10 protein-coding genes and 3 pseudogenes are annotated in these 14,414 nt (G+C 41.4%); 8 read left to right on the top strand and 5 right to left on the bottom strand.

The window, feature by feature from the left end:
* Together NLX67_RS21460 and NLX67_RS21455 are read left to right on the top strand one after the other, a co-directional pair.
* Positions 1-717: transposase (locus NLX67_RS21460; protein WP_254313444.1), on the top strand; the 717-nt coding region annotated here is incomplete at its 5' end.
* Between the two features lie 204 nt (positions 718-921).
* Positions 922-1,800 carry an IS3 family transposase gene (locus NLX67_RS21455; RefSeq protein ID WP_309143160.1) on the top strand — a complete coding sequence of 293 codons (879 nt, stop codon included), beginning with the start codon at positions 922-924 and terminating at the stop codon, positions 1,798-1,800.
* A gap of 70 nt (positions 1,801-1,870) precedes the next feature.
* Here NLX67_RS21455 and NLX67_RS21450 read toward each other — a convergent pair whose 3' ends face one another.
* Positions 1,871-2,125 carry an NAD-binding protein gene (locus tag NLX67_RS21450; RefSeq protein ID WP_254313442.1) on the bottom strand — a complete coding sequence of 85 codons (255 nt, stop codon included), beginning with the start codon at positions 2,123-2,125 and terminating at the stop codon, positions 1,871-1,873.
* Between the two features lie 262 nt (positions 2,126-2,387).
* On the opposite strand from NLX67_RS21450, the gene NLX67_RS21445 reads away from it, so the two are divergent.
* From NLX67_RS21445 to NLX67_RS23400, 3 genes and pseudogenes are all read left to right on the top strand, one after another.
* On the top strand, positions 2,388-2,750 hold the full coding sequence (locus tag NLX67_RS21445) for a P-II family nitrogen regulator (protein WP_254313441.1): 363 nt from the start codon (positions 2,388-2,390) through the stop codon (positions 2,748-2,750).
* Entirely contained in the window at positions 2,750-4,057 is a 1,308-nt protein-coding gene (locus NLX67_RS21440) for an ammonium transporter (protein ID WP_254313440.1), read from the top strand. Before NLX67_RS21445 ends, NLX67_RS21440 begins: the two co-directional genes overlap by 1 nt.
* A gap of 281 nt (positions 4,058-4,338) precedes the next feature.
* Positions 4,339-5,872 (top strand): annotated as a pseudogene (locus NLX67_RS23400) (cation:proton antiporter).
* A gap of 700 nt (positions 5,873-6,572) precedes the next feature.
* Here NLX67_RS23400 and NLX67_RS21420 read toward each other — a convergent pair.
* On the bottom strand, positions 6,573-6,806 hold the full coding sequence (locus NLX67_RS21420) for a MerR family transcriptional regulator (RefSeq protein WP_309143159.1): 234 nt from the start codon (positions 6,804-6,806) through the stop codon (positions 6,573-6,575).
* Positions 6,807-7,541: 735 nt separating this feature from the next.
* On the opposite strand from NLX67_RS21420, the gene NLX67_RS21415 reads away from it, so the two are divergent.
* Positions 7,542-8,402, top strand: coding sequence for a DUF421 domain-containing protein (locus NLX67_RS21415; RefSeq protein WP_254313437.1), 861 nt, complete (start codon positions 7,542-7,544; stop codon positions 8,400-8,402).
* Between the two features lie 106 nt (positions 8,403-8,508).
* Here NLX67_RS21415 and NLX67_RS21410 read toward each other — a convergent pair whose 3' ends face one another.
* Positions 8,509-8,967: an immunoglobulin-like domain-containing protein gene (locus NLX67_RS21410; RefSeq protein WP_254313436.1), complete on the bottom strand. Its 459-nt coding sequence runs from the start codon at positions 8,965-8,967 to the stop codon at positions 8,509-8,511.
* A gap of 195 nt (positions 8,968-9,162) precedes the next feature.
* On the opposite strand from NLX67_RS21410, the pseudogene NLX67_RS21405 reads away from it, so the two are divergent.
* Positions 9,163-10,352, top strand: a pseudogene (locus NLX67_RS21405) (IS3 family transposase); the annotation flags it as partial.
* 82 nt (positions 10,353-10,434) lie between these two features.
* Here the strand turns inward: NLX67_RS21405 and NLX67_RS21400 are convergent.
* Positions 10,435-11,421, bottom strand: coding sequence for a helix-turn-helix domain-containing protein (locus NLX67_RS21400; protein WP_254313435.1), 987 nt, complete (start codon positions 11,419-11,421; stop codon positions 10,435-10,437).
* Between the two features lie 1,390 nt (positions 11,422-12,811).
* Entirely contained in the window at positions 12,812-13,831 is a 1,020-nt protein-coding gene (locus NLX67_RS21395) for a zinc-binding alcohol dehydrogenase family protein (RefSeq protein WP_254313445.1), read from the bottom strand.
* 81 nt (positions 13,832-13,912) lie between these two features.
* On the opposite strand from NLX67_RS21395, the pseudogene NLX67_RS21390 reads away from it, so the two are divergent.
* Positions 13,913-14,414, top strand: a pseudogene (locus tag NLX67_RS21390) (RNA-guided endonuclease TnpB family protein); the annotation flags it as partial.

The raw sequence follows: 14,414 nt of genomic DNA, 5'->3' as shown, positions 1-14,414 counted from the left end.
ACCAGTAAATCGGAGCTGTTTTTAAATATGGCCCAGTTGTTTCCCCATCCGGAACTTATCCAAGGCCTTTCAAAAACCGTGATCAAGAATAAGATTCGCAACAACACAAATAAAAATATTTCGACAGTAGTTGCGGAAAGGAAAGCTCTTGAACTGCTTGAAGCAGCTAAACAATCCTATCCAGCCGTTTCTTCGACGGACGTCTTATGTGAACAACTCAGATCCTACGCGAAGCGGTATCAGGAACTCCTTCATGAGAAGGAACAGTGTATAAAAAACATGATTCCATTGGCTGAAAGTCGTGAAGAATATCAAATCATGCTTAGCTTTCCTGGGATTGGTCCTAATACAGCGGTGCGTCTTATGGCAGAAATCGGAGATATTCATCGGTTCGATAACCATAAGCAGCTGAATGCTTTTGCGGGCATTGATATCCGCCGCTTTCAATCAGGAAAGACACTTTACAAGGATAAAATCAACAAACGTGGAAACAAGCACTTGCGCAAGCTGCTGTTCCTCATTATCCAGAACATGATCAAGCAACGGCGTTTTGGAAAGAATCACATCGTTGACTATTATGACAAATTAAAAACGCAACCTTATAACAAGTGTCATAAAGTTGCGTCCATCGCGTGTGTGAATAAGCTGTTGAAGAATCTCTTCTTTCTTATCGCACGCAATATAAGCTATGACTACCGGTCAGCCACCACGTCATAACTTTACTTATATAGTAGCACACCTAGATGAACCTAGTAAAAAAATGACAGCTTACTCGGTTTCTTTGGCATGACCAAAATGACAAATTTCCCTCCCGTATTCCCCAATTCGTACACACACTTTTGAAATAAAAAACACTAATAAAAAGTAAAAGAAAGCTGTTGACTAAGCGTAAGAAAAGCTGTTAGAAGCCGGAAAGGAGAGATAAGAAAAAGAACGAAAACCCTTGAATATCAAGTTATTAAAGACATGTCTGCTCGTTTTTCGGTTGCCCTTCTTTGTGAAATTGCCGGGGTCTCAAGAAGTGGATGCTATAAATGGCTTAGGAAAGGAAAGAGCCTTTCTAAAAAACAAGCAGAGAACCAGGCCCTGCAAAAGAAGATCGTTGAGATCTTCAATCAGTATCGGGGAATTTTTGGTTACCGAAGAATGACGGTTTGGCTGAGAAAGATCCTTAAAAAGCCGATTAATGATAAACGAACCTACAGACTCATGAAGGCGCTTGGGATCCAGGCAAAGATCCGCAGGAAGAGGGTCTTTTATGGCAGAAAAGAAGCATGCGTCGTATCAGGGAATCATTTAAATCGAGAATTTCACGCCACTCGTCCGAATGAAAAATGGGTAACCGACGTTACCTATCTTCCCTTTAATCAAAAACGTCTTTATTTGTCGGTTATTTATGACTTGTATAACAATGAAGTGGTGTCCTACAAATTAAGCCGGTACAATGACTTTCAACTCGTACAGGACACACTGAAAGCAGCTGTCCAAAAACGGAAAGTGAAGGGGACTCTTCTCCACAGCGATCAAGGTGTGACGTATACCTCTCGTGCTTATCATCACCTTCTTACGAAGCACCAAATGCGAGTCAGTATGTCGAGAAAGGGAAACTGCCTCGATAATGCCTGTATTGAGAGCTTTTTTGGCCATTTAAAGGCTGAATGCTTTCACCTTCTGACATTTAATCAGGTTTCTGAGGTTGAGCAGGCCATAGATGAATACATAAAATTTTATAACACCGCAAGATATCAAAAGAAATTAAAGAACCTTTCTGCAGTTCAATTTCGAAGAAAGGCGATGTAGGCTTTTTAAAGGTGTCTACTTGACGGGGGTAAGATCATAGAATTATGTTGTATTGGAAACGACTCAGTCTTTAAAAACTGAGGCTTTTTTGGTTTGGCTGTAAACGATAATTTGATTTAGGCAGGTTTGCACGAAGTAATATTTCTTCATCCGTAGAGTTCCCTCGGATATAAATCAGACGCCTATCTGTAATAGGGGGTTTTTCATCATTACCAATGACGACGATATTAATAGTTTGGTCAATTTTTATTATTTCTTGGATTGCCGCTCTTGCTTTTTCGCTCCATCCAACTATGATAATGTGATTTATCCCTTGAAATCCCATTTTCCCACCAACTTTAAATTTTTATATGCATCCGATTTTCAACTCTTTCATTTTTTCAACTCTTTCATTAAATGTATCTTTCCCAAATCCAAAGATCCTTAAAACGTAACTAAAAAACATATTCATCCGACTTGATTTCTTTTACACACTTGCTATAACGCTATGAAAGGGAAAATCCCATAATGAACCATTGACGCAGTTATATATGTTGTTATAATTAAGTACATATTTATGTTAGAAAATCTAACAAGAGGTGAGTTTGATGAAAAAAATTGAAGCAATCATAAGACCGGAAAAAATTACGGAAACAATTAAAGGATTAAAAAATATTGGTATTACAGGCTTTACTGTCTCTCAAGTAGTGGGAAGAGGGAAGCAAAAAGACACCCAGGGTGTTTACCGTGGAAAGAGTTATAAGGTTACACTCCATCCAAAAGTCAAAATGGAAATTATCCTTTCAGATCATATGGTGGAACCTACCATCAAGACAATCATACGGGCGGCTCAAACAGGAGAAGACGGAGACGGAAAAATTTATGTGTATCCGATTCTAGAAGCCTATAATATTCGGACAGGTGCGCCAGACTTTGAAATTGATGACTTGAAACAGGGAGAGATAGGTTAATGGAAGTGATCTATTTAAACACTATATGGGTAGTGATCGCTGCAGCCATGGTACTGTTTATGGAGGGTGGATTTAGCTTACTAGAAGCCGGGTTTGTACGTACAAAAAATGCGGTCAATGTCACCATGAAAATTTTTGTCGATCTGACCGTTGGGGCTTTATCGTTTTGGCTTATTGGTTTTGGCATCATGTTCGGTGATGATGCGTTCGGGTTGATTGGCACCAGTTTATTTGGCAGTCCTGAGAAAATCACAATGTCAATCGACTTGCCGAGTGCCGCTTTTGTTCTTTTTCAAATGGGTTTTGCCGTAGCCTGTATTTCAATTATTTCAGGCGCCGTAGCAGAGCGGATGAACTTTAAAGCGTATATTCTAACTGCAGCTATGATCTGCATCGTCGTTTATCCCCTTTCAGGTCATTGGATTTGGAACAGCGAAGGGTGGCTGGCTCAGCTCGGCATGAAAGACTTTGCCGGTTCTGCGGCCATTCATGCACTTGGCGGCTTTGCGGCATTTGCAATGGCAAAGCGCTTAGGAGCAAGAAAAGGCCGGTTTAATTCAGATGGCAGCGTCAACGTATTTGCGCCAAGTAATATACCGTTAGCATCTGCCGGCGCTTTTATTTTATGGTTCGGCTGGTTTGCGTTTAACGCGGGGAGTACACTTGATGCAACCAATGCTTCCTTAGCAGCGATTGCCCTGCATACCATGCTTGCGGGAGCGAGCGGCGGAACGACGGCTCTTTTGATGACAATGAGCAAATTTGGTAAAGCAGATCCGAGTATGACGATGAACGGAGTACTTGCCGGTCTTGTAGCTGTAACAGCCGGCTGTGCATTTGTGGAAAGCTGGAGCGCCATCGTGATTGGGGCGGTCAGCGGCATCATTGTCATTTATGCAACATTGCTTGTCGACCGCTTGAAGGTAGATGATCCTGTTGGAGCAGTAGCGGTTCACGGGTTCAACGGGGTGTTTGGTACAATCGCTGTTGGCTTGTTTGATTCTTCTCAAGGTCTTTTTACAACAGGAGATGCCAAGCTGCTCGGTGTTCAAGTGCTGGGAGCGGCTGTAGTCGTTGTCTGGGGTCTGACTGCCGGACATATGATGGCGGTCATTTGTGAAAAAACAGTTGGTTTGCGTGTAAGCGAACGGGAAGAAGAGGAAGGGCTGGATATGTCTTTTCACGGGATTCCGGCTTACAACGAGCTAGAACGTTTTACCGATGTGCCGACCAGCCTGTACGATTTTGAAGAAACAACAGGTATAACGGTTGCGCCTGTCAATAATAAGAAAGCAGTCAACAAATAAGAAGATATTTTATTTTACTAATGTTAAACAGAGGGCTGTCGACAAAGTCGAAAGCTTTTTTTATGGTGAAAACAGCCCTTCATCCCCTGAAATTCACCATATATTAATCGGGGTGTATTTTTATTATTCTTATTATGCCTTTAAGAACAGGTTTAGTGATCACGCTGTTAGGAAACCTTTTGGGTACGCCAATTCATCATTCCAATAGAAGCAATGGAGGGAAGCAGGTGGAGGAACATTTGGATTTGCATTATATATTTGAACTTGGTCTTATTTTAGTGATGATTGCTGCCGGTATTACAACCATTGCGAAGAAATTCAAGCAGCCGTACCCTATCGCGCTAGTTGTCATCGGAGCCCTGATAGGCCTTGTTCATATTCCTGGACTAGAACCATTGAAAGATTTTATTACGGAAGCGGAAACTTTTAATTTTGTTATTATTACATTGTTTTTACCAGCTCTGTTAGGAGAAGCGGCATTTAAGCTTCCCTTTTCTCATTTAAAAGAAAATAAAAAGCCTATTCTCGCCCTGGCATTTTGGGGAACCCTTTTATCTTTTCTGATCGTCGGCTTTTCGTCTACCTGGCTTTTAAACCTTTCCATCCCGGCAGCATTTGTTTTTGCAGCCCTCATGAGTGCAACGGACCCGGCAGTGTTTTATCTATTTTCAAAAGTGTAGGTGCGCCAAAAAAACTCGCTACGGTTATTGAAGGAGAAAGTTTATTCAACGATGGATTAACGGTTGTTTTATTTAATATATCGGCTTTTTACCTGCTTACCTATATGGATCTTGGCATAGAAGGGGCCGGTTACGGATTATGGGAATTTATTAAAGTTATTTCCCTTGGCCTGATAGTTGGCGGAGCTCTTGGCTACGGAGTCTCTAAGCTCACCAAGTATTATGATGATTATCCGTTAGAAATAATTTTCAGCGTTATTCTGTTTTACGGTTCATTTCTGCTGGCAGAGACGGTTGGAGCTTCAGGTGTTATTGCTGTCGTAGTGGCTGCGCTTATTTTTGGTAATTACGGAGCACGAATCGGGATGAGCCCAACGACAAAGCTTAACATCAACAATTTCTGGGAGGTCATTGCTCTGCTGGCCAACTCTCTTGTTTTTTTAATGATTGGACTCGAAATTACCAGAATTGACTGGGCTGACAAGTGGGGGTTAGTCTTGACCGCTATTTTCATTGTGCTTATCGCCCGAAGTGTAGCCGTTTATGTAAGCCTGGCATTTATAAAAAATTTCCTATCTTTCTGGAAACACACGATCAATTGGGGTGGGTTAAAAGGATCCTTGTCTATCGCACTCGCCTTAAGCCTGACAAGAGATTTTGTAGGGCGGGAGGACATCCTTATTCTCACTTTCAGTGGGTTTTATTTTCATTAGTTGTTCAAGGACTTTCTGTTAAACCGCTTTTAGATCGGTTAGGCGTTAATCAAAAAGAAGAAGGCAATCGTGAATATGAAGAATTGATTGCTCGCGGGCATCGTTTAGAGACCGCTATAAAAGAAATCCAGCATATTCAAAGCAACCTTCTGATTCATGAAACGATTTCAAAAGAAATGACCGACCTCTACAGAAAAGAATTAATCGAGCTTCAGCAAAAAATAGAGCTGCTTTTTAATAAGTATCCAGATTTAAAAAACAAGCAGCAAACCATATTACAAAAGCATTCTTTGTATGCCCAATATGAGGCGATTGATAACTTATTAAAAGAAGGCATTATCTCTAATGAGGTAGCACAGCAGGAACACGACCGGATCACAGACGAAATCGTTCATTTGGAAAGCCCTCAGGAACCTATTTAACCATACTCGATCTTTCATATGGTCATTGTTCAGTGGGTGGAGCGGCGTACATTTCCAGAAAAATCCGCAATCCTTCAAAAACAGGCAGCTTTCAAGAAATCTGAAGGCTGTTTTTTAGTATATAGATCGTCTCAAAAACGATGGTTTTTGAGATGTTTTTTATGAATAGCTTCTTTTAGCGAAAATCCTATTATTTTTGTGTCTCAAAACATTGCTCAAAGTTGTGTCTCATTAATCATCTGTTATGTACAGAAACTCGTGCGTTTCAGAACGAAAAAGCAAGAAACAAGAAGAAACGCCTGCCGTTTTGAAATGTAGGCGTTTTCACATGGTTAAAAACTGGATGCAGGCATTCGCTCCGGCACATACATATTGTGTGCAGCAAGCTTCAGCCAGCAGCTGGGCAGACATATGGACGTGAACAAAGAGAATTTGAATGAATGTCTTACACCGTTAAGCGAATTCTCTGATCTGGTTTGCGTGCACTCATTCAGCAAACCTGTGTGCAAAGCTTACTTTAAACACAAAGTTTTTGGGGTGCTTTACAGATTGTCGCTTCCAAACCAGTTGAAAAACCGTTTCTTTTTGACTTCCGCTTTCTTCGCTTCCTGTGAAGCTTTCAGCGACTCCAGCAGCAGCTGATCCCGCTTATTAAGCGATTTCCTTAATATAGTGCTGCTGCTTCATCACCAACGCCTGGTTAAACTGATCCAGCCGCTCCATCCATAATAGCCGATAAATTTTTTTGAATTTCATCAGATGCTTCACCCTTCATCGGTTCTGGTTTAACCGGTATTTCTCCCGTTGCGAAGTAATATTCAATCTGCTTGATCGAATAGTTCTGGTCTCGGTTCAGTTGGCGGATCAGCATGAGTCTTTCCAACGCCCGCTGATCAAAATAGTGGTAGCCGTTGCCCCCCTGTACAGTAGGGATATACGATTTTAACTCCCTGAGTCAGTTGCGCATAACACCCGGGCTTTCATTCACATAGTTCGCAGCTTCCTTCACCGTTAAGCGCATATCCTCCAAGTTTTCAGGTATGTTTTCAGCATCTTAACCTTCCGTTTGAGTCATGATTTTCCTCATCCTTTCAAGGTATGTTTCAACGTATGTGTCTGATAAGCAACCTAATGCGGCCTGCTTTCAAAGGTGTGCGGCGAGTTTCAATAAGGTTTCTACGTATGTTTTTCACTTATGTGTTAAGTTCGGCGGATGAACACGAATGTCCTTTGACTAAATTTGTCGTCTTCCTTTTCACATCTTCTATAGTTTCGTTCGAATGTCAAAGGTATAAGTCCATTTCTGAATTTTTAAAGCCGTTCGAATAATTCGAACGGCTTTTGATTATGCAGGGAATCCTTTTAATATTTTACTCAGGTGTGCCTACCTACACTTTTTATTACCTACATACATTTATCAAGTATAAAAAAGTAAATTTATCCACATATTAACTATACAAGGGAAATCAGAAATCACTGCAATCGGTCAAATTTTGAAACGCGAACTGGATAGAAGTGTATAGACCGGCTTTTAATGTTTGGCCTAGTGCCAGAAATCACGCGTGGTTCAAAGAGGCAAGAAAATCCTTACTAAAAACAAAGGTAATATACGGAAAAGATTGATGAATCTAACCGAGCTTTTCTTATATTTTGCAGGAGGTGGGAAGCAGTGCCCGAGTGGTTAGAAGTAGTGTCGCGGGGTCTATTGGCTTTACTCGTTCTTTTTTTGATTACAAAGTGGCTGGGTAAAAAGCAAATATCTCAGATTTCTTTCTTTGAATATGTCACTGGCATTACGATCGGCAACATCGGAGCGGAGATGGTCACAGGGCTTGATAAGAGCATTGTGAACGCGGTTCTGGGAATGGGGATCTTTGCGGCAGTACCCTATTTAGCTGGGTCACTTTCTTTAAAGAACAAAACCTTTCGTGATTTTGTAGAAGGTCACGGGGTTGTTTTCATCAAGGGTGGAAAAATAATGGAAGATAACTTAAAAAAGGAACGATACACAACGGATGAATTATTGGAACTGCTTCGACAAAAAGACGTTTTTCAGGTTTCTGAGGTAGAGTTTGCCGTCTTGGAATCAACGGGTAATTTAAGTGTATTGTTAAAAAAAGAAAACCAGCCGTTAACCCCAAAAGATCTAAACCTGACCGTTGCATCGGTGAAGGAACCTCAGACAGTGATTATGGATGGGAACATACTGGATGATCCATTGGCCACAATCGGCCGAAGCAGGGGTTGGCTGCACACTGAACTGGACAAGTTGGGTGTTACGATCGAAAATGTTTTTCTTGGACAGGTGAATTCTTATGGGGAATTAACCGTTGATCTTTTTGATGATAAACTGCAGGTCCCATCGCCTCAAGACCGGCTTCTCTTATTGGCTACAATGAAAAAATGCCAGGCGGATTTAGAGAGCTTTGCTCTTGCGACAGAATCAATAGAAACCAGAGAGATGTACAGCAAAAACAGTGAAAAATTGCAAGAAGCGATTGATAAACTGGCTTCGATTTTAAAAGGATAATGAAGGGCATCATTTTTCCTTCCGAATAGGTAAAACACCCAAAACAATTACGCAAGTAGGAAACAAAAAACTTAACTAAATAAAAAGCCATAAATCATCAAGATTTTTACTGCTTTATAACTTCAAAAGGGGCAACAAGAGTGAAGCCCTCTTTTTCATTTCCATCAGGAATCAAGCTATGGGTGGTCCTGTATTCTCCTGGGGCAAGATTATATTCTAATTCATCAGTGAAAAGGGCGATCCTGGATAACTTGTGTGGATGAAGTGCCCGGTCCCTTGCATCAAGGTAATGCGATTTAGAGGGGACTTCGTACCATGTACCATCGATATTTTTTTCAAGAAGAAAGTGTTCACTGCGGCTGAATTCTGTATTGCTGTCATTTTGAATGTTAAGGACAATTCTGTTGCTGAACGTTGTATACTGTTCGTTTTTCATTGTCAAAGTAACACCATCTTTTGAACTTAAAAGTTCTTGAACTCTTGCCTTTTTAGTCAGTTCTTCATCTGAATTTTCAGACGATTTCTCTTGTACTTGAAAGACAAGCGGCAAAAGAAAAATGGTCATTAAACAGAGTGCAAATATAATTTGTTTTCATTAGAATTGCTCCTTTAGCTGTTTATAAAGAAGATATTCGTTTAATAAAAAAGTATTTGTTTTTTCCTTATCTGAACCGTTCAACTCACTAGCAGTTAAAAAATCCGAAACAGCTGAACAATGAAATCCCTCAGATGATTGTGCCTAATAATAAAACAAATACATAATTATTCATTTCAATATAAACTAGACGTACTTAACTATATGAACGAAAACGGGACGTCTATCTTTGAAACGGCTGCGATATTTAATATGCCTTCTGATTCTACACTTTGGAACTGGCAACACCTTTTCGAGGCACAAGGATCGACTGCCCTGGAACCAAAGAAAAAGGGGTGTCCACCTATGAAAAATGAGAATCCAAAAACATCGGAAAAACAAGCACCAGCTGAAGGATCAATAGAGGCATTAAAGGCGGAAAATGAACGTTTGCGTATGGAGAATGCGTATTTAAAAAAGTTGAATGCCTTCGTTCAAAACAAGGAAAAATCAATAAAAAAGACAAAGTAAGGGCTGTCTATGAACTAAGGGTCGACTTCCCGCTGAACGCTCTTCTTCAGCTTGCTGGCATTCCACGCAGCACGTATTACTATATGGTCAGGCAGTTTGGCCGGCTAGACCGGGATGCAGCACTCAAAGCGCTCATTCAGGAGATTTATCATGAACACAAGGGCCGTTACGGCTACCGGCGCATCCGGGATGAGCTTCGGAACCGTGGGCATCTTATCAACCACAAAAAAGTGCAGCGCCTCATGAAAGCACTTGGGCTGAAAAGTCTTGTGCGCATGAAGAAATACCGTTCCTATAAAGGGAAAGCAGGCAAAACGGCACCTAATATTTTAGAGCGCAACTTCAAGGCAGACAAGCCGAACGAAAAGTGGGCAACGGACATTACGGAATTCAAGCTTTTTGGGAAGAAGCTGTACCTCTCGCCCATGCTGGATCTGTTTAATGGGGAAATCATCACCTACACGATTGGCTCAAGGCCAGCCTATTCGCTTGTCTCAGAGATGCTGGAGAACTCTTTTGAACGGCTTTCAGAAGACGATAAGCTGCTCATTCACTCTGATCAGGGCTGGCATTATCAGATGAAGCAGTACCGGCACTCCTTGAAAGAACACAAGATTACACAAAGCATGTCCCGCAAGGGGAACTGTTATGACAATGCCGTTATGGAAAGCTTCTTTGGCACCATGAAATCAGAATTTCTGTACCTAAATGAATTTGAGAGTGTCGAGCACTTTAAGCAGGAGCTGGCACACTATATTGAGTACTACAACCACAAACGAATTAAGGCAAAATTAAAGGGCATGAGCCCGGTACAATACCGGACTCATGCCCAACAAGCTGCTTAACAAAATAACCTGTCTAACTTTTCGGGATCACTTCATAGATAAGTCAGCTCCTTTTTTGATGGAGTGCTTCAAAATGATTACTTCAGCCTTGCTCACGTTTATACACTTCTTCAAGGATCTCGGCCGCAATATCTTGCATACTCTTGCCTGTCTGTTCTCCTTTTTTTCGCAGCCAGTCCTTAATATCTACGGATAACGAAACCGACAGCAATTCCTCCTCCGATTCAATACTGAGTGCCTCATATTCCGGAACATACCTTACGCGTCCTTGTTTAGTTGAGCGTTTAATAAAGTCAGCTAATTCAACCGAAACACCATTTAATCGGGCATCTTTCATATGAATGATCCATCGGTCCTTTAAACGCTCCATATATAGATTGGCCACTGGAACCTGCTGATAAAGCAGATCCATCACTTGGTAGGTGAGGGAATAGACGGCCGGCAGATTGAGCACTGCATATCCTGGCTTGGTGCTGCGCTTGCCCATTTCAATGGAATAGTCAGGTGTTAACCTATGCGTATAGATCCCTTCCATATAGCTGAATGTATCATCGGTTCCCGGCACCAGAAAGTACCAGTCCCCTAAACCTTTGCGCATAAGCCTTGCTTCCGGAATGGAAGGTGAGGAAAAGCGCTGGTACACGGCTTCTTTTGCTTTTTTGTTGTAATATTGCCGCTGGGAAAGCCGGTCTTCCCAAATTTTCTTTTCGTGTAGCTCACTGAATTCTTTAAGATCGCTTTCTTGGATCAGGGGAATTATTCGCCCTCTTATCTGTCCTTCAGAGGCGGGGAGAAGACCTTCTTTAATATAAGCCGCAATAAAGTTTCGGTTCGTTTGCAGATATTCAGCCGCTTGGTTTAACGTTAAGCCTTCCGGCGTTTTCGGCATAATTTCGATAAGCTGTTCAATCTTTTCTCTAGAAAAAAGAAGCCCTTGATGGCCTCCCCACGGGTCTTCTACAGGTTTTAGCTTTCCTTCCTGGACATAAGCATGGACCGTAGAAACAGAGCGGCCAATCATCTCCGCGACTTCTTTTGCTGAATAATATTTCTCTTGGTTTATTTGCATGGGTTTTATCCATCCTTTAAAAAATATCTATGTACGTATCCTTACAAGATTCTGTATGTTATTGGTATAGCGGGATTTACTTTGGTTCATACTGTTACTCCATCGCTTAAAATACCCTAACTCCTGAGCATCAAAACGGCTTTTACAGCCAGGTCTCCCCACCTGGCTGTTTTTTTACTTATGTACACTTCCACACAGGTTTACGCAAATAACATGTGATAATCCACATCAATGATCATATCCGATGCTATTACTCGATTGTGAAGTAGTCTTTTTCTCAAACTGGTATGCCAGTACTTCCGACAAGAAAAAATTCGCAAACGATCCGTATCCATCTAAAAAGACCACTTTGATGAATGGCTACTGATTACCCCTTTTTTTCCTCCTCATAATGGAACATTTAAAAAAGAGTCTTTTCCGTCAATCAATTCGCTTTTTTCTTTATCCTCTTTTGTTTCACGCACATGCGTATGCTTATGTTTTTTTCCTTATTCTAAAAATTGAATAGGTATTTACTGTTATATATTCTTATTATCAATATAATTTTATCATTTAATATGATTTTATACAATTTTTTTATTTTATTATAAATATTTATCATATATATTTTTAATTATTTATAATAACTAAAACAAAGGGAGGGTTTTCTTGCCTCAGAACAATCTGAAGGTATAACAGGTGAACGCATTGTCGCAACCGAATTTGAAAGCTGATTAAAACAAAATAGTAAATAAGAAGAAGGCTATAAAGAAAAACACCCAAAAAAGGCAGGCGATTTTGGGTGTTTGCTGTTATGATATTCTATTCTTTTAATAAATATGAATGAAATCTCTTATACGAATTTGACCGTTCTTTCATTGATTTAACCGGATATCTCCACAATGAAGCAATGGATGAAGAAGTCACTTTTATCACACTCCCAAATTTCGTTATCGTAGTCCTTTATTAAATCTCAAAAAATAGCTGCATATACACTCCATTTTTTCGATAAAACGCTTCTAATTGTTCGATGAGCCATTCGCACTTCTTCATCTTTCTCTTTAAATGGGTGCTTGGATAAATATAAAGAATGATAGAGAAGAAGCTATTTTTAAAGATCAGAACGTGATTACGTGTTTAGTCTGCCGCCAATGTCCGAAGAGGGGGTCTCCTCTTCGGAAATAACAAAAATAAAGCAGATGATTAATGGTAAAATCAGACTCGTTTGTTTTACAAGGCAGCGGATTACTCGAGGCGAGCGGTATCACAAGGAACCGCAAGTTTCTTCTGGGAAATGGAATCTGCCGGTAATTAGAAGCCGGATTTTTCATCTATCCTCCATTGTGAGTAATCGTTATTGATCGGTCGGGCCACGGAATACTCTTACTCTGTCCTTTCCTCAAACGGGTTTTTAAGCAAAACCTTCGAGGACAATTTTGCCAATCGCCTTATTGCTCTCCAATAGTTCGTGGGCTTGGCGAAGGTTTTCTGCTGAAATAGGTCCAAGCACTTCGGCGAGCGTGGTCTTCAATTTTTGCTGGTCCACTGCCTCAGCGATCCGATTAAGCAAATGGTGCTGCTCAATCATATCCTCTGTTCCAAAAAGCGAGCGCGTAAACATAAACTCCCACACGAATGTGACGCTTTTTTGCTTGAGCAGGGTAAGCTCAAGTGGAGAAGTCGGATCATCAATGGCGCATACAACCCCTTGAGGAGAAACAACCTCGCTGATGCCGGCCCAATGTTTCTCCAAAGCATTCAGGCAGAAAATGTACGGAACGCTTGGAAACCCAATGGCTTGAAGCTGCGGCAGAAGCGGATCATGATGATTAATGGTATAATCGGCGCCCATTGATTGAATCCAATCGACAGTTTCCGGCCGGGAAGCAGTACCGATTACCGTAAGCCCTGCTTGTTTTGCAAGCTGAATGGCAATGGATCCGACACCCCCGGCAGCCCCAATAATCAACAAAGATTTTCCTTTGTTGGCAATTGGATCCTGTAAAAGCAACATCCGGGTAAATAATGCTTCCCAAGCTGTAATAGAGGTTAGAGGAAGGGCCGCCGCTTCTGAGAAATTTAAGGAAGTGGGCTTTCGCCCAACAATTCGTTCATCCACCAGATGGTATTCACTGTTGCCGCCTTGTCGTGCAATACTGCCAGCGTAAAACACTTCATCCCCCGGACGGAACAACGAGCAGTCTGGTCCCACTTCTTCAACAACCCCTGATACGTCCCAACCTAAAATTTTAGGAACTTCCTCAACTTTGTCTTTAGGTGCGCGCACTTTGGTGTCAACCGGATTGACCGATATGGCGGCAACTTTAACCAAAATATCACGGCCCGTCGCTTTTGGCTTCTCAATCACTACGTCTTCCAGACTTTTTGGATTTTCAATGGGAAGGTATCGGGTTAGTCCTACTGCCTTCATTGTATCCATAATCAACCACATCCTTTCCTTACAATTATACCTTTTGCGAGGAAGGACTTAAAATACTATGCTTGTGATTAGCAAATGCCATGGCAATGGGGGGCTGTTGGTATTGACATTGGCTTAAAAGACTTTGTCGTTCTCTCGAATGGGAAAGTGTACAAGAACACCAAGTTCTTTAGAACGTTAGAAGAGAAGCTGGCCAAAGCGCAACGCATTCTTTCCCGCCGCCAATGCCTGGCCATTCAGCAAAAAGACCTTTATCAGAAACGAAAAATGTACAAAAACAGCGTATGAAAGTGGTCCGTATTCATGAACAGATTGCGAACGCACGGACTGATTACTTGCAGAAAATCATGACCGAGATCATCAAAAACCACGATGTGATCGGGATTGAGGACCTGAAAGTATCCCACATGCCGAAAAACCGTCAATTATCCAAAGCGATCAGCGAAGTTTCCTGGTCGGAATTCCGCACGATGCTGGAATACAAAGCAAAATGGTACGGCAAGCAGGTGGTCGCTGTCGATCCTCGTTACACTTCCCAAAAGTGCCATTCGTGTGGTCACACAGCAAAAGAAAA

Source organism: Domibacillus sp. A3M-37 (genome assembly GCF_024213455.1).
Taxonomy (GTDB): domain Bacteria; phylum Bacillota; class Bacilli; order Bacillales; family Domibacillaceae; genus Domibacillus; species Domibacillus tundrae.
Note: the sequence above shows the minus strand (reverse complement) of the source record. Positions and strands in the feature narration are given on the sequence as shown.

Excerpts from the sequence above, each read along its gene's own strand:
- NLX67_RS21450 (WP_254313442.1), bottom strand. The coding sequence starts at position 2,125 with ATGGGATTTCAAGGGATAAATCACATTATCATAGTTGGATGGAGCGAA.
- NLX67_RS21445 (WP_254313441.1), top strand. The coding sequence starts at position 2,388 with ATGAAAAAAATTGAAGCAATCATAAGACCGGAAAAAATTACGGAAACA.
- NLX67_RS21440 (WP_254313440.1), top strand. The coding sequence starts at position 2,750 with ATGGAAGTGATCTATTTAAACACTATATGGGTAGTGATCGCTGCAGCC.
- NLX67_RS21410 (WP_254313436.1), bottom strand. The coding sequence starts at position 8,967 with ATGACCATTTTTCTTTTGCCGCTTGTCTTTCAAGTACAAGAGAAATCG.
- NLX67_RS21400 (WP_254313435.1), bottom strand. The coding sequence starts at position 11,421 with ATGCAAATAAACCAAGAGAAATATTATTCAGCAAAAGAAGTCGCGGAG.
- NLX67_RS21395 (WP_254313445.1), bottom strand. The coding sequence starts at position 13,831 with ATGAAGGCAGTAGGACTAACCCGATACCTTCCCATTGAAAATCCAAAA.